This window comes from Allobosea sp. LC85, assembly GCF_000735605.1.
Lineage (GTDB): Bacteria > Pseudomonadota > Alphaproteobacteria > Rhizobiales > Beijerinckiaceae > Allobosea.
In genome coordinates, this window is the sequence record NZ_JPKG01000046.1 from 64,437 (window position 1) to 87,319 (window position 22,883).

General features: G+C 63.9%; 23 protein-coding genes and 1 tRNA gene. 12 read left to right on the forward strand and 12 right to left on the reverse strand.

Annotated elements, in window-relative coordinates:
* Positions 1-10: 10 nt before the first annotated feature.
* From fliN to fliF, 4 genes are all read right to left on the reverse strand, one after another.
* A complete protein-coding gene (gene fliN / locus FG93_RS20920; RefSeq protein WP_043237944.1) occupies positions 11-361 on the reverse strand; it encodes a flagellar motor switch protein FliN in 351 nt (116 codons plus the stop codon).
* Positions 358-969 carry a FliH/SctL family protein gene (locus tag FG93_RS20925; RefSeq protein WP_052514001.1) on the reverse strand — a complete coding sequence of 204 codons (612 nt, stop codon included), beginning with the start codon at positions 967-969 and terminating at the stop codon, positions 358-360. The genes fliN and FG93_RS20925 overlap by 4 nt, the downstream gene beginning before the upstream one ends.
* 2 nt (positions 970-971) lie before the next feature.
* Entirely contained in the window at positions 972-1,976 is a 1,005-nt protein-coding gene (gene fliG / locus FG93_RS20930; RefSeq protein WP_043238261.1) for a flagellar motor switch protein FliG, read from the reverse strand.
* Between the two features lie 98 nt (positions 1,977-2,074).
* Positions 2,075-3,748 carry a flagellar basal-body MS-ring/collar protein FliF gene (gene fliF, locus FG93_RS20935; RefSeq protein ID WP_043237946.1) on the reverse strand — a complete coding sequence of 558 codons (1,674 nt, stop codon included), beginning with the start codon at positions 3,746-3,748 and terminating at the stop codon, positions 2,075-2,077.
* Positions 3,749-3,999: 251 nt separating this feature from the next.
* Between fliF and FG93_RS20940 the strand changes: the two genes are divergently transcribed.
* From FG93_RS20940 to FG93_RS20945, 3 genes are read left to right on the forward strand one after another with little or no spacing between them, the layout of a single operon-like run.
* Positions 4,000-4,434: an SxtJ family membrane protein gene (locus FG93_RS20940; RefSeq protein ID WP_043237948.1), complete on the forward strand. Its 435-nt coding sequence runs from the start codon at positions 4,000-4,002 to the stop codon at positions 4,432-4,434.
* Between the two features lie 13 nt (positions 4,435-4,447).
* Positions 4,448-4,597, forward strand: coding sequence for a DUF5989 family protein (locus tag FG93_RS33240; RefSeq protein ID WP_162835449.1), 150 nt, complete (start codon positions 4,448-4,450; stop codon positions 4,595-4,597).
* 10 nt (positions 4,598-4,607) lie between these two features.
* Positions 4,608-6,443, forward strand: a complete 1,836-nt coding sequence (locus FG93_RS20945; RefSeq protein ID WP_043237950.1) for a carbamoyltransferase — start codon at positions 4,608-4,610, stop codon at positions 6,441-6,443.
* An 84-nt stretch (positions 6,444-6,527) separates the two neighbouring features.
* Here FG93_RS20945 and FG93_RS20950 read toward each other — a convergent pair whose 3' ends face one another.
* From FG93_RS20950 to FG93_RS20960, 3 genes are all read right to left on the reverse strand, one after another.
* Positions 6,528-6,803, reverse strand: coding sequence for a DUF1153 domain-containing protein (locus FG93_RS20950; RefSeq protein WP_038359348.1), 276 nt, complete (start codon positions 6,801-6,803; stop codon positions 6,528-6,530).
* A gap of 105 nt (positions 6,804-6,908) precedes the next feature.
* A complete protein-coding gene (locus FG93_RS20955) occupies positions 6,909-7,574 on the reverse strand; it encodes a flagellar hook assembly protein FlgD (RefSeq protein WP_043237954.1) in 666 nt (221 codons plus the stop codon).
* A gap of 13 nt (positions 7,575-7,587) precedes the next feature.
* Positions 7,588-9,039 carry a flagellar hook-length control protein FliK gene (locus FG93_RS20960; RefSeq protein ID WP_152579544.1) on the reverse strand — a complete coding sequence of 484 codons (1,452 nt, stop codon included), beginning with the start codon at positions 9,037-9,039 and terminating at the stop codon, positions 7,588-7,590.
* Positions 9,040-9,278: 239 nt separating this feature from the next.
* On the opposite strand from FG93_RS20960, the gene mnmA reads away from it, so the two are divergent.
* Entirely contained in the window at positions 9,279-10,460 is a 1,182-nt protein-coding gene (gene mnmA / locus FG93_RS20965; RefSeq protein ID WP_043238264.1) for a tRNA 2-thiouridine(34) synthase MnmA, read from the forward strand.
* Positions 10,461-10,512: 52 nt separating this feature from the next.
* On the forward strand, positions 10,513-11,151 hold the full coding sequence (locus FG93_RS20970; protein WP_043237959.1) for a class I SAM-dependent methyltransferase: 639 nt from the start codon (positions 10,513-10,515) through the stop codon (positions 11,149-11,151).
* A gap of 21 nt (positions 11,152-11,172) precedes the next feature.
* Here the strand turns inward: FG93_RS20970 and FG93_RS20975 are convergent, their stop codons facing one another.
* Entirely contained in the window at positions 11,173-11,571 is a 399-nt protein-coding gene (locus FG93_RS20975; protein WP_152579545.1) for a hypothetical protein, read from the reverse strand.
* 265 nt (positions 11,572-11,836) lie between these two features.
* On the opposite strand from FG93_RS20975, the gene FG93_RS20980 reads away from it, so the two are divergent.
* A tRNA-Met gene (locus tag FG93_RS20980) sits at positions 11,837-11,913 on the forward strand.
* A 339-nt stretch (positions 11,914-12,252) separates the two neighbouring features.
* On the opposite strand, the gene FG93_RS32530 is transcribed toward FG93_RS20980, so the two are convergent.
* Together FG93_RS32530 and FG93_RS20990 are read right to left on the reverse strand one after the other, a co-directional pair.
* Complete coding sequence (locus FG93_RS32530) at positions 12,253-12,687, reverse strand: hypothetical protein (protein WP_152579546.1); 435 nt, start codon at positions 12,685-12,687, stop codon at positions 12,253-12,255.
* A 314-nt stretch (positions 12,688-13,001) separates the two neighbouring features.
* Entirely contained in the window at positions 13,002-13,592 is a 591-nt protein-coding gene (locus tag FG93_RS20990) for an HAD family phosphatase (protein WP_043237965.1), read from the reverse strand.
* Between the two features lie 221 nt (positions 13,593-13,813).
* Here FG93_RS20990 and FG93_RS20995 point away from each other — a divergent pair, with 221 nt between their 5' ends.
* On the forward strand, positions 13,814-14,887 hold the full coding sequence (locus FG93_RS20995) for an NAD-dependent epimerase (protein WP_081881689.1): 1,074 nt from the start codon (positions 13,814-13,816) through the stop codon (positions 14,885-14,887).
* A 126-nt stretch (positions 14,888-15,013) separates the two neighbouring features.
* On the opposite strand, the gene FG93_RS21000 is transcribed toward FG93_RS20995, so the two are convergent.
* Both FG93_RS21000 and FG93_RS21005 read right to left on the reverse strand, forming a co-directional pair.
* Positions 15,014-15,730 (reverse strand): ribonuclease activity regulator RraA, encoded by a 717-nt coding sequence (locus FG93_RS21000; RefSeq protein WP_043237968.1) that lies wholly within the window; start codon positions 15,728-15,730, stop codon positions 15,014-15,016.
* 121 nt (positions 15,731-15,851) lie between these two features.
* A complete protein-coding gene (locus FG93_RS21005) occupies positions 15,852-16,820 on the reverse strand; it encodes a tripartite tricarboxylate transporter substrate binding protein (RefSeq protein ID WP_043238270.1) in 969 nt (322 codons plus the stop codon).
* Between the two features lie 220 nt (positions 16,821-17,040).
* On the opposite strand from FG93_RS21005, the gene FG93_RS21010 reads away from it, so the two are divergent.
* The 5 genes from FG93_RS21010 to FG93_RS21030 all read left to right on the forward strand — a co-directional run bounded on the left by FG93_RS21010 (position 17,041) and on the right by FG93_RS21030 (position 22,882).
* Complete coding sequence (locus FG93_RS21010; protein ID WP_244448672.1) at positions 17,041-17,745, forward strand: GntR family transcriptional regulator; 705 nt, start codon at positions 17,041-17,043, stop codon at positions 17,743-17,745.
* Positions 17,735-18,652, forward strand: coding sequence for a dihydrodipicolinate synthase family protein (locus FG93_RS21015; protein WP_043237970.1), 918 nt, complete (start codon positions 17,735-17,737; stop codon positions 18,650-18,652). The genes FG93_RS21010 and FG93_RS21015 overlap by 11 nt, the downstream gene beginning before the upstream one ends.
* 133 nt (positions 18,653-18,785) lie before the next feature.
* Entirely contained in the window at positions 18,786-20,516 is a 1,731-nt protein-coding gene (gene araD / locus FG93_RS21020; protein ID WP_043237973.1) for an L-arabinonate dehydratase, read from the forward strand.
* Between the two features lie 146 nt (positions 20,517-20,662).
* The gene (locus FG93_RS21025; protein ID WP_052514002.1) at positions 20,663-21,412 is read left to right on the forward strand and encodes an FkbM family methyltransferase; all 750 of its coding nucleotides are present in this window, start codon (positions 20,663-20,665) and stop codon (positions 21,410-21,412) included.
* 129 nt (positions 21,413-21,541) lie between these two features.
* Positions 21,542-22,882, forward strand: coding sequence for a nucleotide sugar dehydrogenase (locus tag FG93_RS21030; protein ID WP_043238278.1), 1,341 nt, complete (start codon positions 21,542-21,544; stop codon positions 22,880-22,882).
* Position 22,883: the final 1 nt, after the last annotated feature.

Genomic DNA, 22,883 nt, shown 5'->3' on the forward strand with positions numbered 1-22,883 from the left:
CGGGCAGACATCAGCGGTCAGCCTTGATGATTTCGGTCATCGTGACGCCGAGACGATCCTCGACGACCACGACCTCGCCGCGCGCAACCAGGCGCTCGTTGACGAAAATGTCGATCGCTTCGCCGACGCGCCGGTCGAGTTCAAGCACCGCCCCGGGGCCGATCTGAAGCAGATCGCCGACCGCGATCCGAGACGAGCCGAGCACGGCCGAGACCGTGACGGGGACGTCGAAGACCTGTTCCAGATCCTCGGCGGTCTTGATCGGAACCGGGCCGGAGCGAGCAACCGAAGCCGCGTTATGGTCGAAAGAGAGATCGGCAGGGTTCAGCGGCGGCAGGTTCAGATCGTTCTCCTGGCTCATAGCGATCCTCCCTGCGTGGCGTTGAACTGGGGCATATGGCCAAAGATGCTGCGCACGGCCTCTTCGACCTTCTGCCCGATCAAGGCGCTGTCGATGGCCATGCCGCCATCAGCCCATTCGATACGCCCATCGCCTGCCCCGATGTCGGACTGACCAAGGACAACGAGGCGGCCGGCAAAGCCGGTTTCCCGGGCGAGCCCGGCCAGCATGCTCTCCATCGTCTCGACCGCGCTTTCATGGACACGCACCACGAGATGCGGAGCGAGGCGGGCGTGACTCAGACATTCGCGGACCGCAGCTTCGATCCTTGCGAGCGGTCGCTCGGCCAAGGCCGCACCGGCGAGCGTCTGCGCCGTCACGATGGCGACCTGGGCCGCCTGTTCCTCGATGGCGAAGGCGCGCTTGTCCTCCTCCACGAGCAGCCGCTCGACCGACCGCACGAGATGGGCGAGCAGCCCGTTCAACTGCGCGTCGGCCTCGCGTCGCCCCTGCTCCTGCCCGGCGGCAAACCCTTCCGAGCGCGCCGCCGCCAGATCCGCTTCGCTGACAGCACGCCAGCTGCCCTCGCGAAAATCGGTTCCGAACATGAATTTCTTGGCAGTGCTCATCGTCAGTAGACCAACTCGTCTTCGGAATTACCCTTGGACAGAACGATCTCGCCCTTGTCGGCAAGGTCCTTCGTCAGGGTGACCATCTTGGTTTGTGCCTCGTCGACCTCCTTCAGCCGGAGCGGCCCGAGGCTTTGCATGTCGTCCTGCATGTTCTTGGCTGCGCGCTGCGACATGGCACCGAAGAAGAAGGCGCGCATGTCCTCGCTTGCACCCTTCAAGGCCCGGGCCAGCACATCCTTGTCGACCTGCCGCATCAGGGTCTGAAGCCCCGCTTGGTCAAGCTTGGCGAGATCCTCGAAGGTGAACATCAGGGCGCGGATGCGCGTGGCCGATTCCTGGTTGGATTCGTCAAGCGCCGACATGAAGCGGATTTCTGTCTGGCGGTCGAAGCCGTTGAAGATCTCGGCCATCATCTCGTGCGGGTCGCGCCTGCGTGTCTGCGTCAGCGTTGCGACGAATTCCGAGCGCAGTGTGTTCTCGATGTGGTCGAGCGCTTCCTTCTGCACCGACTCCATCCGCAGCATGCGAGCGACCACCTCGATCGAGAGTTCGTTCGGCAGGTTGCGCAGGACATTGGCGGAGTGCTCGGGCCGGATGCGCGACAGGATCACGGCGATGGTCTGCGGGTACTCGTTCTTCAGGAAGTTCGCGAGCACGACGGCATCGATATTGCCGAGCTTCTGCCACATGTTTCGCCCCGCCGGGCCGCGGATCTCCTCCATGATCAGCGCGACCTGATCGGAAGGCAGGATCTTCTCGAGCAGCGAAATGGTGCGATCGAAGGAGCCGGTGATCGCACCCGCGCTGGAGAGCTTGCTAACGAAATCCAACATCAGCCGCTCGACCATGTCGGAATCGACCGTTCCGAGCTCGGCCATCGCGCGGGTGATGATGCGGATCTCTTCGTCGTCGAACTCCTGCCAGATGGTTCGTCCGTGCTCCTCGCCGAGCACAAGCAGGATGACAGCGGCCCGCTGCGGCCCGGTCATGCCCGCATAGTTCATCGGCACCAGTCCGGGGTCGAAGTCGGAGGCATCGCCTCCGTCACTTCCGGAATTGCGTGTCGCGATGGATCGGGTTGCTGCCATGCCTCAGGAGCCCATCACGCCGGCGCTTTTTCGTGAATCCAGCCGCGCAGCACCGCAACCGTGTCAGCGGGATTCTGCGTGACCATCGCGCCGATCTTCTCGACCGACTGCGCCTTGAGCTGGCCCTTGATCTGCGCGATCGCCAGCATCCGCTCGGACGGAGCCTCGACCTCAACTGCCGTCACCTCGCCATTCGGGCCAATGATCCGTGGGCTCGCAGGGTCACCGGTCCCATCGTTGATCACTGCGACGCCGTTGCGCATGAAGGTGGGAATCGCGCGCACCGACTTGTCGCTTGCCAGCACCTGCTTCAGCAGCGGACGCACCACCACCATCAGCACGATCAAGGTCAGCAGCGAAATGACGCCCATCTCGACGAGGCGGATGACGTCCTCCCGGGTGAACGACATCAGCTGCTGCATCAGCGTCTGTTCGGTGAGGTCGGCAACGGCCGGAGGCGCCTCGGCGAAGCGCAGATTGACGACCTCGACCTTGTCGCCGCGGGCCTGATCGAAACCGACCGCGGTGCGAACCAGCTGATTGATCCGCTCGAGTTCTTCCGGGCTGCGTGGCTGATAGCCGAGCTCGCTGCCCTGGCTGCGGGTATAGCTGCCATCGACCAGCACCGCGACCGAGAGCTTCTTGACCCGCCCGCCTTCGAGGACCTCGGTTCGAGTCGTGCGCGAGATCTCGTAGTTCACCACCTCTTCGTTCTTGGCGGAGACGTCACGCTGGTTTTGCGCGTTCTGCCCTTGCTGCTGTGCACCGGGCAACTCGTTGCCGACGGTGACGGCGCCGTTCTGCGCCTCGTTGCTGGCGGAGTTCTCGGTACGGTTCTGACTCGACCGGATGACCTTGCTCTCGGGATCGAAGGTCTCGGAGCGGCTCTCGATGCGGTTGCTGTCAAGCGTGGCCGAGACCTGCACCCGCGCCCGCCCCTGGCCGACGATACTGGCGACGATGTCCTCGATCTGCGTCTTGATTCGCTTCTCGATCGCGGTCTGGCGCTCGTCGAGCCCGAGCCCGGCTAGTCCCTGCTCGCCCTGAGCGCCGTCGGCGAGCAGGCGGCCGCGCTCGTCGACGATCGAGACGCGCTCGGGCTTCAGGCCATCGACGGCAGAAGCCACGAGGTGACGAACCGCACGAACCTGGGCCGGATCGAGTTCGCCTGCGAGCTTCAACGCGATCGAGGCACGTGGCGGTTCGCGATCGCGCTCGAACAGGCGCTTCTCCGGGATGACGAGGTGGACGCGCGCCGCCTGCACCCGGCCGATCGAACGAATGGTCCGTGACAGCTCGCCCTCGAGCGCCCGCAGGTGGTTGATGTTCTGAACGAAGCTGGTCGACGAGAAGGCATCGCCCTTGTCGAAGATCTCGTAGCCGACGCCGCCGCCGGAGGGGATGCCCTTGCCGGCAAGGTCCAGTCGCAGGCGCGGCACATCCGTCTTGGCGACCAGCACGGTCTGGCCGTCGCTGCGCAGTTCGTACTTGATGCCGCGGGTGTCGAGATCCTTCAGGATCGCGTTCACATCCTGGGTCGAGAGATCCGAAAACAGCACACTCATGGCGGGTTGCGACATCTTCAGCATGACGAAGCCGAAGAAGCCGATGAGCGCGAGCGTGACTGCCAGCATCGCTGCCAGCCGGGCCGCCCCGAATTTCGTAAACTGCTCGACGATCCCGTTCACGCCGTCATCCGTTTCACAACCCCGTCAGAGCAACGCGCGCAACGCCGCTCACTAGGCAAGTTTTTCCCAGTGCATGGTTAGCAACCCGTTAATTTCTGACACCGCGCCGTAAAGAATGCTGTTGATGGGCCTGTGTTTCGGCAGCCTCCGCCCGCCTCTGGGGCCAGCGGACAAGGGCAGAGATTGGGGAATCCCGTTTCCTCCGACCCCGGTTATCGTCTAGACAGCACGCAACGTCGGAGGAGAGCCGGGTGGCAGGTCAAGGCGAGCATCACGAATTCCGCTCCGGACACGGGGCAGTCGAGGGATCGAGCGATCGCTCCTTCGGGCTTGTCTTCGCCGGCGTGTTTGCGCTGCTGACCCTCTATAATGGCTGGCACCACGGCCGAGCCTGGCCCTGGCTCGCCGGAATCGCGGCGGCCTTTCTCGGGGTCGCACTGGTGCGCGCTTCGCTGCTCGCGCCTTTGAACACGCTGTGGACCCGCTTCGGACTGTTGCTCGGCAGCATCGTCAACCCGATCGTGCTCGGGCTGCTGTTCTTCGCCGTCTTCACGCCGATCGGTCTGCTGGCCCGGCTTCTCGGCAAGGACTTCCTGAGACTTCGACGCAAGCCCGAAGCTGCAAGCTACTGGATCCCCCGCGATCCGCCGGGACCGGAGCCGCTCTCGATGAAAGATCAATTCTAATGGGACAGCCCTGATGTCGTTTCTGAGAGAGTTCTTCCGCTTCATGAAGGCCCGGAAGAAGTTCTGGCTGATCCCGATCCTGCTGATCAGCCTGTTGTTCGGCGGCCTGCTCGTGCTGACGCATGGCAGTGCAGTGGCGCCCTTCGTCTACACCCTGTTCTGATCGGGCCTGCATGCGCGTTCTGGGTATCTCGGGCCTGTATCACGACAGCGCCGCGGCGCTCGTCGTCGACGGCACCATCGCGGCCGCCGCTCAGGAGGAGCGCTTCACCCGCAAGAAGCACGATGCCGATTTTCCGCATCGCGCGGTCGGGTACTGTCTCTCGGTCGCCGGCTGCGGGTTGGACGAACTCGACGCGGTCGTCTTCTACGACAAGCCCTTCATCAAGTTCGAGCGGCTGCTCGAGACCTACCTCGCCTTCGCCCCGCGCGGCTTCAGCTCGTTCCGCATGGCGATGCCGCTCTGGCTGCGCGAGAAGCTGTTCCAGAAGCACATCATCGGCAAGGAACTGCGCAAGATCGCGCCCGGCTTCGATCCCGAGAAACTGCTCTTCACCGAGCATCATCTCTCGCACGCCGCTTCGGCCTTCTACCCCTCACCCTTCGAGGAAGCGGCCGTCCTGACCATGGATGGTGTCGGCGAATGGGCGACGATGACGCTCGCCATCGGCAAGGGCAGCGATCTCAAGATCCATAAGGAGCTGCACTTCCCGCATTCGCTCGGGCTGCTCTATTCAGCCGTGACCTATTACATCGGTTTCAAGGTCAATTCCGGCGAGTACAAGGTCATGGGCCTCGCGCCCTATGGCGAGCCGCGCTATGCCGCCCTGATGCTCGAAAAATTGGTCGATCTGAAGCCGGACGGCAGCTTCCAGCTCGACCAGAGCTACTTCAACTACGCCACCGGCCTGACCATGACGAACGAGCGCTTCGCCGCGTTGTTTGGCCAGCCGGTGCGTGCGCCCGAACAGTTGCTCACCCAGTTCCACATGGACATGGCTGCCTCGATCCAGGCGGTGACCGAGGAGATCGTGCTGCGCCTCGCCCGTTCGGTGCGGGCTGAAACCGGGCAGAGGAACCTGTGCCTCGCTGGTGGCGTCGCATTGAACTGCGTCGCCAATGGCAAGCTCCTGCGCGAGGGCATTTTCGACGGCCTCTGGATCCAGCCGGCGGCCGGCGATGCTGGCGGGGCGCTTGGGGCAGCGCTTGCCGGCTATCATCTCTTCGCCGGCCACCCGCGCCAACCCAATCTGGGCGGCAGTGATTCAATGCAGGGCAGCTATCTCGGCCCCAGCTTCCCGCAGCCCGAAATCGAGGCCGAGCTGACGGCAGCCGGCGCACGCTTCGAGGTTCTCGGCGACGACGCTCTGATCGAAGCGACCGCAGAGGCGTTGGCCGAGGGCAAGGCGGTTGGCTGGATGCAGGGTCGGATGGAGTTCGGTCCGCGCGCACTCGGCGGCCGCTCGATCCTCGGTGATCCACGTTCGCCTCAGATGCAGAAGATGCTGAACCTCAAGGTCAAGTACCGCGAGAGCTTCCGGCCCTTCGCGCCATCGGTGTTGCGCGAGGATGTCGCGAACTGGTTCGAGCTCGATACGGACTCGCCCTATATGCTGCTCGTCGCTGATGTGCGCAAAGAGCGTCGCCGCGACATGACCGAGGCCGAGATGGCCCTCTTCGGCATCGACAAGCTCAACGTGCCGCGCTCCGACATTCCGGCCGTGACCCATGTCGATTATTCCGCACGCGTCCAGACTGTGCATGAGGACACCAACCCGCGCTATCATGCGCTGCTCAGCCGCTTCAAGGAACTGACCGGCTGTCCCGTACTGGTCAACACGAGCTTCAACGTGCGTGGCGAACCCATCGTCTGCAACGCCACCGACGCCTTCCGCTGCTTCATGGGGTCGGAGATCGAGGTCCTCGTCGCCGGCAACTGCATCCTCCGAAAGGAGGCGCAGGATCCCGGCCTCAAGCTCGATTACAAGGAAGCCTTCGAGCTCGACTGAAACACACAGGGCGCGCCTCGCAGCGCGCCCTGTGTGCCCGGACAGGACCGATTTTGCAAAGCGCGAACGCTCCGCTCCTCCGGCCTATTGACGGTAATGCTGGATGCGCGTGGTGCGCAGCCCGGCGAGGCCATGCTGGTCGATCGACATCTGCCAGCTCAGGAACTCGTCAACAGTCAGGGTGTAGCGCTGGCAGGCTTCTTCAAGGCTGAGCAGGCCACCGCGCACGGCAGCAACCACCTCGGCCTTACGCCGGATGACCCAGCGGCGCGTATTCATTGGCGGAAGATCGGCAATCGTCAGCGGACTTCCGTCCGGGCCGATCACATACTTCACCCGCGGTCGCAACGGCTCGGTCATGATACACTCACACAACTCAACAGACCTAGTTGTGTTGACCTTAAGACCGCGGCTTTAAGAATTGCCTAAAGCGATAGCGCCGGATTTCGGTATCGGCACGAATGCTCACTGCGCCCGCACCACGGTCTTCACCTTGTCGATGGCGACGCTGATGGTGCCGATCTTGAGCATCGGGATCGAGCTGGTGAAGTCGACGCCGTCGACGACGCCGCTGATCTGGGTCTTGGCGGTCATCGCCTGTCCGGTGGTGTCCTTGGCATCGATGCTGATGGTGTAATCGCCCGCAGGCGCATTCACGCCGGTCGAGGTCTTGCCATCCCAGGTATAGGTCTGGTCACCCGCATCGAGGTTCCTGGTCAGGGTCTGGACGACGCTTCCCGTGGAGTTCTTGATGGTGATGGTCGCGGAGCCGCCTCTCGGAGCGTTGACCTTCCACGAGGCGGCGCCGTCCTTCAGCCGTGCGGTCGCGCCCTCGGCCGTAATCGTCGCGCCGATGAAGCCGACGGCATTGGTCGCCGTGCTGGCGGCGCTGAGGCCGAGCAGCGAGCCCAGCGTCTCGTTGGTCTTGAGTTGCTGCTCGACGCCGGCGAACTGCACGAGCTGCGCCGTGAACTGGTTGGTGTCGAGCGGATCGAGCGGACTCTGGTTCTTGAGCTGGGTCGTCAGCAGCGTCAGGAACTGATCGAAGTTATTGGCGATCGAGCTTGAGCCACCACTGAGAGTGGTGGCGGAATTGGTGGAGGAGCTCGACGAGGTGTTGGAAACGGTCATGATCAGCGCCCCTTCAGATGCTGAGATCGACGCCGCCGAGCCTGACGAGGCGGCGGATGGGCGCGGGCTGCGCCGGAATGGCTGAGGCATCGCCCAGATCAGCCGCATCAGGCTCGATGCGGGCACGGCGCGGCGCCTGGTCGTCCTGTCGCTGCTGGCGGAAACCGGACTGATCGTTGGGATCGCGCAATGTGATGTCGACGCCGCTATCCGAGGGCTTGAGACCGGCCTGCTCGAAGGCGCGCTCAAGCGTCCGCGCATCGCGCTGAAGCAGATGCAGGGTCTCGACACGATCGACGACCAGTTTTGCGCTGACCTCGCCCTTCTCGGAAATCTCGAGATTGACGTCGACGCGACCAAGTTCGGGCGGGTCGAGCCGAATGTCGAAGCGCTTGCTGCCGGCAAGCGCACGCAGGCCGATCTCGATTGGCACGACATGGAGAGGCGTCGGCTGTCCGTCGGGCATGCCACGATGCATACCGGCCGACGGCAGCTGTCCCGCCTTGGCCGGGTCGATGTCAGGCAGGCCGGCAACGCCCTCCGGTTTACCGGAACGCGGCGACACGACTGCGGACAGATCGATCGACGCAGGAGCCTGCTGCAAGGCCTCGACGGGCTTGAACAGCTCGCCGAGAGGCTGTCCCGCGGCGACCGAGCTGGCAGCCGGGCCGGTTGCACTGTCCTTCGATGCGGCGATCGCCGGTCCCGTATGCGGCTTCTCCGCTGGCTTGCCGACCTCATCGCCTTCGAAGGTCGGCGCGGCGGCATCGGTTTCGGCCATTCCAGCGGCCACAGCAGTCGGGACGGCTGTCACGATAGCCTGGGCCGGCGTAGCTGCCTGCTCCATGCCAGCACGAATCCTCGGACCCGATTTCGCGCCGCCCGTGGCGGCTTCATCGCCAATGCCTCCCGGGACAACATCGCTGCCGACCAGCGGCAGCGTAACGATGACCGGGATAGTCACTGGCACGGGAGTTGGCATCACGACAGCGGTCTCGACAGGTTTGTCGGCCGAGGCCGTTTCCGTCGCCTCCGGATTCCCGGATTTTTCTTCGGCGCCAGGCTTGCCGTCGACGGGCGTCTTGCCGGCTGCGGCCTGTTCGGCAACGACGATGGCGACGAGCGCGCCGATATCCGACTTGGGTTGGGTCGTGGTCGGAGCTGTTTCGGCGGTTTCAGCGGCCGGCGCCACCGTGGCGGCTCCCTTGAGCAGCGCCACGGGTGGCACCGCGGCCGGCGCGGACGCAGCGGCTTTCTGCTCCTGTGCTGCGCCGACCTTGCCCCCTGTCTCCGGCCTCGTCGCGGCAGTATCATCCTTCACCGTGGCTAGCGCGTCCTGGCCACCGCCACCCTCAGTCAGACTGAATGGCGAAGCAGTGCCATCAGAGCCGCGCTCTGGCGCGCGGCGGCGCGACGCAGCCTGCTCGGCATTGGGCGAGGCGACTGACGAGGAGACGGCAGACATCAGGTAAATCCGGACCGCGGGCAGGAACATGCCCAGGCCGCGAGCAGCAAGTCTCGCGCCAGGATGCCGTTCCTTTATTTTCAAGGCGGTAGCAGCCATGCTCGGATCGTGAGCGGCAAGATTCTCCTTGCCCCCTCTGGCGAGGCGGCAGGATTTGCCGATCGCTCACTGGCCCCCCCCTGTCAAAGCCGGTATAGAACCGCCACATAGTCGCCTTCGCCAGGATGATCCCGCTCGCCATGACCTCCCTCAACTCCCTCGACATCGCCAAGCCGCCTGCGGCGACGCGCGTCGTCGCGGCGATGTCCGGAGGCGTGGACTCGTCTGTGGTGGCAGCCCTGCTCAAGCGTGAAGGCTATGATGTCGTCGGCGTCACGCTGCAGCTCTATGACCACGGAGCCGCTGTCCATCGGGCCGGAGCCTGCTGCGCGGGACAGGACATTCATGACGCCCGCCGCGTCGCCGAGACGATCGGCATCCCGCACTATGTTCTCGACTATGAGAGCCGCTTCCGCGATGCCGTGATCGAGCGCTTCGCCGAGAGCTATCTCGCCGGCGAGACACCCATTCCCTGCGTCGAGTGCAATCGCACCGTCAAGTTCCGCGATCTGCTCGGGCTCGCACGCGAACTCGGTGCCGATGCTCTGGCGACGGGGCACTATGTCGTCAGCAGGGCGCTTGCCAATGGCCATCGCGGTCTCTTCCGCGCCGCGGACGAAGCGCGTGACCAGAGCTATTTCCTTTATGCGACGACGCAGGATCAGCTCGACCTGCTGCGCTTCCCGCTCGGCGAGATCGATAAGGCTCAGACCCGCACCCTTGCCGCCGAGCTTGGCCTCGCCATCGCCGACAAGCCGGACAGCCAGGACATCTGCTTTGTGCCGAACGGGCGCTATGCCGACGTCATCGAACGGCTGAAGCCCGGCGCCGCACGGCCCGGCGACATCGTCCATCTCGATGGACGCGTTCTGGGCCGCCACGAAGGCGTCCTCCACTACACGGTCGGACAGCGCAAGGGGCTTGGAATCAGCACGACGGAACCGCTTTATGTGCTGAGGCTCGATGCCGACCGGGCGCACGTCATCGTCGGACCGCGCGAGGCGCTCGGCGTGCGTGAAGTTCGGCTGCGCGATCTCAACTGGATCGGCGATGTCTCGCTGGACGCCCTGCCGGCCGAGGGGCTCGACGTGGCGGTGCGCGTCCGCTCGACCCGCGCCCCGCGCGAAGCCCGGCTGCTGCGTGACGATGCCGGCCTCATGATCATGCTTGCCGGCGAGGAGGAAGGCGTCTCCCCCGGCCAGGCTTGCGTGATCTACGACACTGTCGGATCTGGTGCTCGTGTCCTCGGCGGCGGCACCATCATCTCGCCTGCGGCCCAGGCTGCGGCTGCCCGGCTTGAGCTTGCCCTCGCCGCATCGTGATCGCGGCCCCTCCTTCCCCGCCCACGCCACTCCGATCCAGTCGAGCTGCCCGATGCCTGTGACCTATGACCTCGAAGGCCAGAAGCGGGTCTACGCCACCTGGGCGAAGTTCTACGACAAGGTCTATTTGCGCCTGCTCGCTCGCGCCCAGCGCGAGGCCGTTGCCGCCGCTTGTGCCTGTGGCCCCGACATTCTCGAAATCGGCGTCGGAACCGGCCTCACGCTAGCCTATTTCACGCCGGACCGCCGCGTGCTTGGCGCCGATCTCTCCCTCGACATGCTGAAAGTGGCCAACCGCAAGGTCGCCAGTCAGGGCCTGAAGCATGTCAAGGGGCTGATGGTGATGGACGCCTGTCGCCTGGGCTTCGGCGATGAGTGCTTCGACGCGGTGACGGCGCAATTCGTCATCACGCTGGTGCCGAACCCGGAACAGGCGCTCGACGAAATGGACCGCGTCCTGAAGCCAGGTGGCGAGATCATCATCTCAAGCCGGCTGGTCGACGACAGTGCGCTGACCGCGCCGCTTTGGACGGCGCTCGCCCCGATTGCCAAGGCGATTGGCTGGAGCACGGATTTCAAGGTCCGCCGCCTGACGGACTGGGCCGCGCGAACGGGCCGCTACGACACTGTCCATGTCGGTAAGGGCTACTTCAAGGTGGTCAGGCTGAAGAAGCGCCCGGCAAAGGCCTGAACCCGGCCGGGCGCCTGTCGCTCAGCGATACTTGCTGACGAACTCCTGCGAGGCCGGGGCGCTGGACGCGAAACCGAAGCAGCCCTTCTGCGCCATGTTCGGATCGTTCCGGTCGGCCATCTTCTGACAGAAAGTCAGCCGCGTGCAGTAATCGGTGGCAATCCCCATCCCGGTACCGAGCACCCCGAACTGGGTCTTGTAGGCGCAGGATTGCTGCCAGGGTTCGGCAGCCTGCACTGCGACGGGAGCGATCATCGCGAAGGGCGCCGTCAACAGCGTCAGCCCAGTTGCACCAGCGAGCAGGCCCCTTCGAGCGAACAGCTTCAAACGCATCGAAAAGCTGGATTGTTCTTGTACGATCGAACTCATTCGCGAGGACTCCTGGATCATGGCCTCGCGGACGACGATGCCCTGCGGCACCGGCGGCAACCTGCAGCCCAGCCTGCGATGACCAACATTTGTGCCCCTCGCCCCTCACCTAGGCATGCTCAAGCCGGGATCAAGCGCCTCGTCATTGCAGGAACGCATGGCGGACCCGGGTCAATTGCCGTGCCCGTCCGCGCGCGTAAGCTCCCGCATCGGCGTAAAGGATGTGAAGCATTCACCAGCAGGCTTGACGGCTCCCTGCTGCGCCCCCTATATCCGCGCCATCGCAAGCCGCCGGCGCCACTGTCGCTGGTCTTGGGGCGGGGTAGCTCAGCTGGTTAGAGCAGCGGAATCATAATCCGCGTGTCGGGGGTTCGAGTCCCTCTCCCGCTACCATCCCAAAACTCCATTCGATTGGACTGCGGCGAGATCGTTCATCGCCCGACTAGGGCGATCGGAGCGCTGGCCTTGGCGCGACATAGAAGGAGCGCAGCTCCGCTGCTCGCAGTGCAATCAGCCCGTATCAATCGAGAATCGAAGCGCCAGAGCAGGCGTTGTCGCTGTCGCTGAATCAGTCAACGACACTCAGCTTCTTGCGGTCGGCATAACTCCGGCATAGCGCGATCTAAACGCTGGAAGGCCGAAGCCAGGGCGCAATATTGCCCGTCCTTGTTCAGCTTGGCTTGACCTGAAGAAACGTGCAGCTCAACTTTTTTGCACCTTCGGCGCTCGCCATCATTCGACTGGGTTGCACTCCATGCGCACGCGTTGACCTGGTTCGTTGTGCGTACGGCAAGAGACCAGGGCTGGCAGGGACTTGGTCGGCTCCTCCCGCATCGCAACGGGCGCGCTGCGTGGCGCGGGCGGAGCGACAGGTTTCGGTACAGTTGCAACGACGGGAGTGGGCTTCAGGGCTGGCCTCATCACCTTCACCTGCTCGCGCTCGAGCAACACTGGTCTGCTCGGCTCCAGCGCGGGATCGGCAGGAGGCACTGCGGGCGCCGCCTGCTGTTTCTCGGCTTGAGCAGATTGCCAGGGTCGCCAGCCCCCCAACCGGGCAAAGGTTTCGATCGTCGGCTTAGTGATCGCTTCGACCGTCGGCACCGATTGCGGCAAGCAACCAGATACCAGCAGGCCCGCGATGCCTGCGCGACAGAGAATGTTCGCCATAATGGCCCCTTGTCATACTCGTGGCGAAGTTGGGGCATTAAGCCGACGGAATGCAGCAATTTTGTGCACGACCAGGGAAAAGCCCCGCCGGGGCCAAAGCCAGTGCCGGCGAAACGTGCGCCGCTCTGATGGCCATTGGAACTGGATCGCCCGTCGCGGGATGCCGAGCCACCACCTTCGGACACTCGTCCAGCTGCGCGGGTTTCGCCCTTCCTCCGGGACCGGTCTCTTTCACACGATCGAACTCGCATTCAGCGGCAGCAGCCCGCTTCTCGATTCGCGTACGACGGTTGAACGACGCTTCCCCAATTGACCTAAGCCCGGTGCGGCCTGGCATCGATACAGCGCATGCCAGCGCGGTCAGCGGCTTCCATCCCTTCAGGAGAATCCTCAAAGACCAGGCAATCAGCCGCGGCAATGCCCAGACGCCGCGCTGCTTCCAGGAACAAGTCGGGTTCGGGCTTGGGACGCACGACATCGTTGATCGTCACGATCGTATCGAACAGGGGCATCAGGCCCGTCGCCTCAAGCGTGGCGGTGACGATCTGCCTCGATCCGCCAGATGCGACAGCCATCGGCAGGCGGCCCTGATTATGGCGTGCAACAGCGGTAATCGCCTCAACCTCGCCGACGGACGCGACATTCTGCAGAAAATGTTTCCGCATGACTTTGATCACTGCCTCGCGGTCGAGCGTCACGTCCTGGTCGGCCTCGAAGAGGTCCATGAGCGCATGTTCGGAGTGACCGGCGCGGCCGAGATACCAGTCGCGCATCATGTCCCTGCCCGAGGTGCGAAACCCTTGCGTCCAGGCCTCGGCATAAACCGGCAGTGTATTTACGAGCGTGCCGTCGCAATCGAAGATGATCGCGCGGATATCGGCGGGAAGGTTCTGTAGATCGAACATGACGCCCCTTTAGCAGGGGGCTGCGGTTCGTCCAATCGCGGCCGAGTTCCGCGGGACCAGAGCCGAACGCGTGATCCGGTGGAATATCGCGCGGCGAACATGATGCGGCGAAGGGGCTGCTTCCCGCATTGCGTTGGTTGAAGCTCCCTCTCCTTGTGGCCGCGCGCCCGTCGTGCCAGACACCCAAAGCTGAACTTGATTGGTTCTGCTGGGGGAGCGAAATGAGTCGCTCTGCTGCTATCAACGATGACGATCTGGCGGCCCATCCTGTGACGATCAAGGCCTCACCACAGCGGATTCTGCTTACGGGCGCAGCGGGCTTCGTCGGCTTTCATGTCACCGAGGCTTTGCTGGTGCAGGGCGTTCAGGTCCTCGGCATCGACAATCTCACTCCCTATTACGATCCTGCGCTCAAGCAGGCGAGGCTCGACCGTTTGGCTCCGCGCAACGGCTTTTCATTCGAGCAGCTCGACATTGCCGACTATGACGCGCTTCAAGGCGCCTTTGCTCGCTTTCGCCCTGACGCCGTGATTCATCTCGCGGCGCAAGCCGGCGTGCGCTATTCACTTGAGAACCCGCGCGCCTATGCCAGCGCCAATCTCGACGGCTTCCTCTCAGTACTGGAGGCCTGCCGGCACCATCCGGTCCAGCACCTGATCTATGCCTCATCGAGCTCGGTCTATGGCGCCAACGCCAAGGTGCCGTTCAGTGAGCATGACGGCGCCGACCATCCAGTCTCGCTCTATGCGGCAACCAAGCGCGCCAATGAACTGATGGCGCATTCCTATGCGCATCTCTACAGCATACCGGTCACGGGCCTTCGCTTCTTCACGGTCTATGGTCCTTGGGGCCGACCGGATATGGCCTATTTCAGCTTCACCAAGGCGATTCTCGAAGGTCAGCCGATCGACGTCTATGCCGAAAGCGAGATGAGCCGGGATTTCACCTATGTCGACGATGTCAGCGAGGCGATCGTTCGGCTGGTCGGGGAACCGCCCGCCCCTTCGCCCAATTTCAACGTCGCCTCGCCGGATCCCGCAACATCCGCGGCACCTTACCGTGTCTACAATATCGGCAATCACACGCCAGTCCGGCTCGACCGCTTCATTGCCGTAATCGAAGCGGCCTGCGGTAAGGAGGCCATCAAGCGCCATCTGCCGGTGCAGCCGGGCGACGTGCCGGCGACCTATGCCGATGTGAGCGCCCTCGCAGCCCGCGTCGGTTTCAGCCCCTCCACCACGATCGAGGACGGCATTCAGCGCTTCGTCGACTGGTACCGGGCCTTTTACGGCTGACGGCGGGAAGGTCGTGCGCATTTCCCCGTCGTCTTGCCCGATCGAGGCAGCGAGACGGGCATCTACGAAGCCAGCCTCGCTCTCCGGCGAAGGATGAGGCTCAACCCCCGGTAGAGATTTCCAAACTCAAGACCAACCTGACCGCCAGGCCGCGAACTTCGCCTTGGTCTCGGCATTGGCCGGATAAAGTCCGAAGATGGACTCGCCGGCACGGACGCGCTCCTCGACGAAATCCTCATAGGCCGTCTGCTCATAAGCCTCCTCGGCGACCTCGTTGGCGAGATGAGCCGGGATCACGCAGACCCCCTCGCCGTCCCCGACCACGATGTCCCCCGGGAACACCGGCACATCACCGCAGCCGATCGGGACGTTGATATCGGCGGCGTGGTGGCGGATCAGGTTGGTCGGGGCGCTCGGCCGGTTGTGAAAGGCCGGGAATGGCATCTGGGCGATGTCGGGCGAATCCCTGAAGCCGCCATCGGTGACGACGCCGGCGACGCCCCGCTGCATCAACCGCGAGACGAGGATGCCGCCAGCGGAAGCCGCGCGCGCGTCCTTGCGGCTGTCGATCACCATGACATGGCCCGGCGGACACGCCTCGACCGCCTTGCGCTGAGGATGTTCGATATCGGCGAAGACGCCGAGATGGTCGAGATCCTCACGTGCCGGGATGTAGCGCAGCGTATAGGCCTCGCCGACCATCCGAGGCGCCACGGTCCCCAACGGCCGTACGTCCTGGATGAAGACATTGCGGAAGCCACGCTTGAACAGCGCAGTCGTCAGTGTGGCGCTGGAGACGCGCTTCAGCTTCTCGCGGTTTTCGGGTGTCAGCACGGGCGTCATTGGAAAGTGATCCTCATTCGCTCAAAGGAAGCGGCATCCCGCGCTGATAATCGCCGCCCCGGGACCGGAACGCCGCGCAGCCCCGGCGTGACGCCCTTGTTCAGGCCACGGCAATCGCGATTCATTCGATCTTTACGTTCGCCTTCTGCGCCACCTCGGCCCAGCGTTTGGTTTCGGCGGCGATATGGGCGGTGAAATCGGCCTGGTTCGAGCCGACCGGGTCGACTCCGAGCTTCCTGAGCTGCTCGACGGTGGCCGGCTCGCGCATGATCGCCTGCACCTCGGCGGAGAGCTTGTCGACGATCGGCTTCGGCGTCGCGGCGGGAGCAAAGAAGCCGTGCCAGGAGGTCGCGGCGTAGCCCGGAATGAACTCGGCCAGCGCCGGCAGGTCCTTGGCAACGGCCAGCCGTCCCGGCGTAGCCGTGGCGAGCGCCCTGATCTTGCCGGCTTCGACATGCGGCCAGGCGATGGTGATGTTGTCGAAGGAGAGCTGGATCTGGCCGGAAAGCAGATCCTGCGTCACCTGCCCGCTCGAGCGGTAAGGCACATGCGCCATGTCGGTGCCGGTCGCGACCTTGAACAGCTCGGCCGCCATATGCGTCGAGGTGCCGGCGCCAGACGAACCGAACGAGTATTTGCCCGGGTTCTTCTTCAGCAGCTCGACGAGCTCGGGCACGGACTTCGCCGGCAAGTCGAGATTGACCATCAGGATATTCGGCACGCTCGCCACCTGCGAGATCGGCGCAAAGTCCTTGATATGGTCATACGGCATCTTGCTGTAGACGGCCGGATTGATCGCATGCGTCGAGACCGTACCCATCGTCAGGGTGTAACCGTCAGCCGGCGACCGTGCGACCGCCGCGACGCCGGTATTGCCGCCCGCGCCGGCCCGATTTTCGACAATGAACTTGCCATTGAGCCGCACCGCCAGCCGCTCGGCCAGGATCCTGCCGAGGAGGTCGGTCGTGCCGCCGGCCGCGAAGGGCACCACGATGGTCACGACCTTCGAGGGGTAATCCGACTGCGCCAGAGCAGCCGGTGCGATCATCAGGCAGGCGGCGGCCATCGCCGCGCGTCGCGTCAAACTCATCAGGTCTTCCTCCCTTGTTGCAGCGCCCGCACAATTCGCGCCGGCTCGGCCCTTCTCGGGCTCCTTGCCGCAGGACATAGCACGGCATTTCAGATTTGAAATCTGAAATTTCAGACTTGTTGCGACTTGATGTTTGTGGTGTTTGATGTGGCGATGCAGGGGAACGCCGGAGCCCGGCCGGGATTCGGCAGCCCCCTCACCCGCACATAACTGGATCATGATGACCGAGACGATCACGATCGAACCCGTCGCCCCTCACCTGCTGCGCTCCTTGCGCGAGCATGTGCATGAGCGCCTGCGCCGGGCGATCGTTGCCGGCCGCTTCCAGAACGGGGAGAGGCTGAACGAGCGTCAGCTCGCCGAGATGCTCGGCGTCAGCACGACCCCGGTGAAGGATGCGATTCGCAAGCTCGAAAGCGAGGGGCTTGTCCGCACGGAGGCGCGACGCGGCGTCTTCGTGCTCTTCTCCGCGCGCCAGGCTCTGGAGATGGCGCTCGGCCGCGCCGCGATCGAGAGCGTGATGGCGCATATCGCCGCCAACCGCATCAGCGACGCCGAGATCCGCGACATGTCGCGGCTGATCGACGACATGGCGCACGCAACCGAGCACAGCGCGCTCGAGGACCTGGTCAATCTGAACGAGGCCTATCACGGCGCGATCCACCGGATCTCAGGCTGCACCTATCTGGAGCGCCGGCTCGACGGACAGCGCATGTATGATCACGCCCAGCGCATCGCGCTGCTCGGCGAGCAAGACGAACGCCGGCAGGGTTTTGTCGAGCATCAGGGGATCTTCGAGGCGTTGGCTGGGCGCAAGCCCCAGCTCGCCGAGCAGCGAATGAGGAGCCACATCGTGCGCTCGGCCAAGAGCCATGTGCGCCAGGTGTTCGGCTCGGATGCGGAGGGATTGGCCTATGACGAATGACCGCTTGTGGACCGCATTGCGCGGAATTTCCGGTGTGCATGTCACTGCCTGGGACGGCGATGGTGAGGCCGACTGGGCCCGGACCGGACAGATCGTGCGACGCATTGCCGAAGCCGGCATTCACAATATCGTCTCGGCCGGCAACACCGGCGAATTCTACCCGATGACCACCGACGAGGTTGTCCGCAGCCATGCTGCCGCCGCCGAAGCTGCGGCCGGCAAGGCGTTGGTCACGGCCGGCATCGGCCGCTCCCTTCGCGAAGCCATCGCGACCGGCAAGCTCGCAGCAGCTGCCGGTTGCGATGCGGTGATGGTGCATCACCCACTCGATCCCTTTGCCGCGCCGCAATCGCAGGCCGATTATATTCTCGCCATCGCCGAGGCCCTGTCGATCCCGGTCGTCGCCTATATCCGCTCCGACGCGATCGGCATAAAGGACCTCGCCCGCGTCGCGACCCACGCCAATGTCGCCGGCGTGAAATTCGCCTCAAGCAACATGATGCTGCTGGCTGAGTGTGTGCGCGCGACCAAGGGCACCAGCGCGAACTGGATCTGCGGGCTGGCCGAGGGTTGGGCTGCGCCCTTTCACGCGCTCGGCGCCCGTGGCTTCACCTCGGGCCTGGTGAATGTCGCGCCTGAACGCTCGCTGGCGATCTGGAAGGCGCTGGAGGGCAACGACTATGAACGCGCCCGGAGCCTCGTCGACGAGATCGCCGGCTTCGAGACGCTGCGCACCAAGTACGGCAACGGCGCCAACGTCACAGTGGTCAAGGAAGCGCTCAGCCTGCTGGGCACGCCGGTCGGCCCCGTGCGCTTGCCCGGCCTGCCCGAGCTGAACGAGAGCGAGCGGGCCGAATTGAGCCGTATCGTCGCTGGTTGGGGCAGACAGCAGGCGGCTGCGGAATAGTCGCCACCGTCATTGCGAGGAGCATCGCGACAAAACAATCCAGCTAGAACTAGAACTGCTGCCGCTGGATTTCCGTCACTGCGCTCGCAATCTTGGTCGTGACCGACAAGCAAGAAGTATCCGAGGAAACACCATGACTCATCCCCGCAAGACGCCCGAGACGCTGCGCAGCAGGCGCTGGTTCGGCGCCAGCGACCTGCGTTCCTTCGGCCATCGCTCGCGGGCGCTGCAGATGGGCCTCAATCATGAGGAGTTCATGGGCAAGCCGGTCATCGGCATCCTCAACACCTGGTCCGAAATCAACCCCTGCCATACCCATCTGCGCGACCGGGCCGAGGCGGTGAAGCGCGCGGTCTGGGCCGCAGGCGGCTTCCCGGTCGAAATCCCCGTGATGTCGGCGTCAGAACAGTACCAAAAGCCGACGACCATGCTCTACCGCAACTTCCTGGCGATGGAGGCGGAGGAATCGATCCGCTCCCATCCGCTCGACGGCGCTGTGCTGCTCGGAGGCTGCGATAAGTCCACGCCCGCCCTCGTGATGGGGGCAACCAGTGCCGGCCTGCCCTTCATCTTCGTGCCGGCCGGCCCGATGCTGCGCGGCAACTGGGCCGGCAAGGTACTGGGCTCCGGCGCCGATGTCTGGAAATACTGGGCCGAGAAGGAAGCCGGCAACATCACCGACAGCCAATGGCGCGAGATGGAAAGCGGCATCGCCCGCTCGCACGGCACCTGCATGGTGATGGGTACCGCCGCGACCATGATGAGCCATGCCGAGGTGCTCGGGCTCACATTGCCCGGCGCCTCCGCCATCCCCGCCGCCGATGCCGCCCACCCTCGCATGGCGGCGGCTGCGGGAAAGCGCATCGTCGAGATGGTCTGGGAGGATCTGACGCCCGACCGCATCCTTAACCGCAAGAGCTTTGAGAACGCGCTCACCGTCCATATGGCGGTGGCGGGCTCCACCAATGCGATCATCCACCTGATTGCGATGGCGGGCCGGGCCGGCGTGCCGCTGACGCCGGAGGATTTCGATACCTTCTCGCGCACGGTGCCGGTGATCGCGAACCTGCGGCCGTCCGGAGATTTCCTGATGGAGGATTTCTTCTATGCCGGCGGTCTGCCCGCCCTGTTGAAGCAGCTGGAGAGCAAGCTTCATACCGACGCCATGACCGTAACGGGAAAGCCGCTCGCCGAGACGATCGCGCTCGCAAAAGTCTATGACGACAACGTCATTCGCCCGCTCGACAAGGCGGTCTCGACCGCCAACGGGCTTGCGGTCCTGAAGGGCAATCTTGCGCCCGATGGCTGTGTCATCAAGCCTTCTGCCGCGGAGCCTCGGCTGCTCAAGCATCGCGGCCCGGCCCTGGTTTTCGAGGATTACGACGCAATGATGCGCGCGGTGAACGACCAGGACCTCGATGTCACCGCCGATCACGTCATGGTCTTGAAGAACTGCGGCCCGGTCGGCGGCCCCGGCATGCCGGAATGGGGCATGCTGCCGATTCCCAAAAAGCTGCTGAAACAGGGCGTGCGCGATATGCTGCGCATCTCGGACGCCCGCATGTCCGGCACCAGCTACGGCGCCTGCGTGCTCCATGTCGCGCCCGAGGCCTATATCAAGGGGCCGCTCGCTGCGGTTCAGACCGGCGACATCATCGTCGTCGATGTCGAGGCTCGCAGCATCTCCGTGGAGCTCAGCGACGACGAAATCACCGAACGCCTCGCCACTTGGTCACCGCCCGACCGCAATTATGCGCGCGGCTATGGCCGCATGTCCGCCGCCCATATCCGGCAGGCCGACAAGGGCTGCGATTTCGATTATCTGGAGGGCACGGCCAAGGTGGCGGAACCGGAGATTCACTGAGCGAGCTTCCGACCAACCGTGACCGCGAAAGCAGCAGGCCTCGCGACAGGTGGAAACCCTGTCCCTGGGCTGGTTGAAAGCTCAAGGCATTATCAAGGCGAGCACGGCAGGCGCCGACGTGACAAGACTGGGTGATGGGGCAGCGGATGACGATCGGATTTGACGACACGCGCCCCTTCGACCCACGCCTTGCTTACGAGATGCCGACCAATTCGCAGATCGAGCAGGAGCGCTGGGTCTTTGCGATGTGCAATGGCAGGCGTGACGGTCGCTTTGCCGAGATCGGCGCCTTCGACGGGGTTCTCCACAGCAACAGCTACTTTCTCGAAACCGAGCATGGCTGGAAAGGTGTGGCGGTCGAGCCCAATCCCGAACTTTTCGCAAAGCTCCGGCAGAACCGAACCGCCATTTGCCTGGAAAGGGCGGTCTATCGCGAGTCTGGCAGGATCCTCGACTTCGTTGCCTCCCAGGAGATCGGCACCCTCGAGGAATTCGCCGACAGCGACGGCTATGCCAGACATCGCCGCCAGGCCGTCGCGGAGAAGGGCCTGATTCAGGTCGAAACCATCACCTTCAACGAGATTGCTGCGATGGGCGATTTCGCGCTGAACGGCTTCGACTATGTCTCGCTCGATACGGAGGGTTCCGAACTCGACATCCTGCGCAGCATCGATCTGGCGCGCCATAGGATCCCGCTCTTCACCATCGAGCACAATTTCGTCGAGCCGCGCCGGGAGGAGATCAGGCTCCTTCTAGCCCAGGCAGGCTATGATCGGCTCAATGTCGGCTTCGACGACTGGTACTTCCACCAGACGCTTCTTGCTGAGCGCAATTGCGGCGTCGTCGTAGACCACGACAAAATCAACCGCCATTTCAAGAGTCTCTACAGGGACTAGCGGGACGATTACTCAGCGCACATGCCCGGAAAAGCCCTCAACGGATGTTGACGGTTTCCAGCAAGTCTGGAAGAAGCACGCACACAAAACGGCCAATTGAACGATGTTGGCGCAATCTTGAGGTTGAATGTGAATTCGCCAGTCGCGCAGCGGTTTATTGAACGCGTCCAGGATCGGTCGATCGTCATTGGTATCGTCGGACTTGGTTATGTCGGTATCCCGCTTGCCCTCGCGGCGCTGCGCCAAGGCATCAAGGTCATCGGCTTTGATATCGACCAGCACCGCGTAGACGATCTGAATGCCGGGAAATGCGCGATCAAGCACATCCCGATGGATCTGATCGTCGAAGGCGTGAAGAACGGCAACTTCATTGCGACCACGGACTTCGACCGCATGGCCGAACCGGACGCATTGCTGATCGCGGTGCCGACGCCGCTGACCAAGCATCGCGAGCCCGATCTCTCCTATGTGGTGAAGACCACGGAGGCGATCGGCAAGCGCCTGCGCAAGGAGCAGCTCGTTGTCCTCGAATCGACGACCTATCCCGGAACGACCGACGAGGTCATGCGCCCGATCCTCGAGAAGGCCACGGGCCTCAAGAGCGGCGAGGAGTTCTTCCTGGCATTTTCGCCGGAGCGCGAGGACCCGGGCAATCCCGACTTCGGTACTTCGACGATCCCGAAGGTTGTCGGGGGCGACGGCGCCGATTCGCTCGCCATGTCGGTCGCACTTTACAGCGCCCTGGTTGTTAAGGCCGTTCCAGTATCTTCGACCGCCACCGCGGAAGCGGTCAAGCTGACCGAGAATATCTTTCGGGCTGTCAACATCGCGCTCGTCAACGAGCTGAAGCAGGTCTACGCCGCGATGGGCATCGACGTCTGGGAGGTGATCGATGCCGCCAAGACCAAGCCCTTCGGCTTCATGCCCTTCTATCCCGGCCCCGGCCTCGGCGGCCACTGTATCCCGATCGACCCCTTCTACCTGACCTGGAAAGCGCGCGAATACGACATCACCACGCGCTTCATCGAACTCGCGGGGCAGATCAACACCCAGATGCCCTATGCCGTCGTCAACAAGCTTGCGGAGCTGGTCGACACCCAGGTCCGCAAGAACCTGAGCGACGCGAAGATCCTGATCCTCGGCATCGCTTACAAGAAGAACATCGACGACATGCGCGAGAGCCCCTCGCTCAAGCTGATCGAGCTGATCGAGAAGCGCGGCGCCCATGTCGAGTTCCACGACCCCTATATCCCTGTCATCCCGCCGACCCGCGAGCATGCCGAGCTGACCGGACGCAAGAGCGTGTCGATCTCGAAGGATTCGCTTGCGGGGTTTGACGCGGTGCTGATCGCCACCGACCATGACGATGTCGACTATGGCGCCCTCGTCGCCGGCTCGAAGCTGGTCGTCGACACGCGTAATGCCTGTGCCCGCGCCGGCATCGTCGCCACTAACGTTTTCAAGGCCTGAT

Coding starts and splice junctions, on each gene's coding strand:
- fliN (WP_043237944.1), bottom strand. CDS start 361: ATGAGCCAGGAGAACGATCTGAACCTGCCGCCGCTGAACCCTGCCGAT.
- FG93_RS20925 (WP_052514001.1), bottom strand. CDS start 969: ATGAGCACTGCCAAGAAATTCATGTTCGGAACCGATTTTCGCGAGGGC.
- fliG (WP_043238261.1), bottom strand. CDS start 1,976: ATGAACTATGCGGGCATGACCGGGCCGCAGCGGGCCGCTGTCATCCTG.
- FG93_RS33240 (WP_162835449.1), top strand. CDS start 4,448: ATGTCGTTTCTGAGAGAGTTCTTCCGCTTCATGAAGGCCCGGAAGAAG.
- FG93_RS20945 (WP_043237950.1), top strand. CDS start 4,608: ATGCGCGTTCTGGGTATCTCGGGCCTGTATCACGACAGCGCCGCGGCG.
- FG93_RS20950 (WP_038359348.1), bottom strand. CDS start 6,803: ATGACCGAGCCGTTGCGACCGCGGGTGAAGTATGTGATCGGCCCGGAC.
- FG93_RS20955 (WP_043237954.1), bottom strand. CDS start 7,574: ATGACCGTTTCCAACACCTCGTCGAGCTCCTCCACCAATTCCGCCACC.
- FG93_RS20960 (WP_152579544.1), bottom strand. CDS start 9,039: ATGTCTGCCGTCTCCTCGTCAGTCGCCTCGCCCAATGCCGAGCAGGCT.
- mnmA (WP_043238264.1), top strand. CDS start 9,279: ATGACCTCCCTCAACTCCCTCGACATCGCCAAGCCGCCTGCGGCGACG.
- FG93_RS20970 (WP_043237959.1), top strand. CDS start 10,513: ATGCCTGTGACCTATGACCTCGAAGGCCAGAAGCGGGTCTACGCCACC.
- FG93_RS32530 (WP_152579546.1), bottom strand. CDS start 12,687: ATGGCGAACATTCTCTGTCGCGCAGGCATCGCGGGCCTGCTGGTATCT.
- FG93_RS20990 (WP_043237965.1), bottom strand. CDS start 13,592: ATGTTCGATCTACAGAACCTTCCCGCCGATATCCGCGCGATCATCTTC.
- FG93_RS20995 (WP_081881689.1), top strand. CDS start 13,814: ATGAGTCGCTCTGCTGCTATCAACGATGACGATCTGGCGGCCCATCCT.
- FG93_RS21000 (WP_043237968.1), bottom strand. CDS start 15,730: ATGACGCCCGTGCTGACACCCGAAAACCGCGAGAAGCTGAAGCGCGTC.
- FG93_RS21005 (WP_043238270.1), bottom strand. CDS start 16,820: ATGAGTTTGACGCGACGCGCGGCGATGGCCGCCGCCTGCCTGATGATC.
- FG93_RS21010 (WP_244448672.1), top strand. CDS start 17,041: ATGACCGAGACGATCACGATCGAACCCGTCGCCCCTCACCTGCTGCGC.
- FG93_RS21015 (WP_043237970.1), top strand. CDS start 17,735: ATGACGAATGACCGCTTGTGGACCGCATTGCGCGGAATTTCCGGTGTG.
- araD (WP_043237973.1), top strand. CDS start 18,786: ATGACTCATCCCCGCAAGACGCCCGAGACGCTGCGCAGCAGGCGCTGG.
- FG93_RS21025 (WP_052514002.1), top strand. CDS start 20,663: ATGACGATCGGATTTGACGACACGCGCCCCTTCGACCCACGCCTTGCT.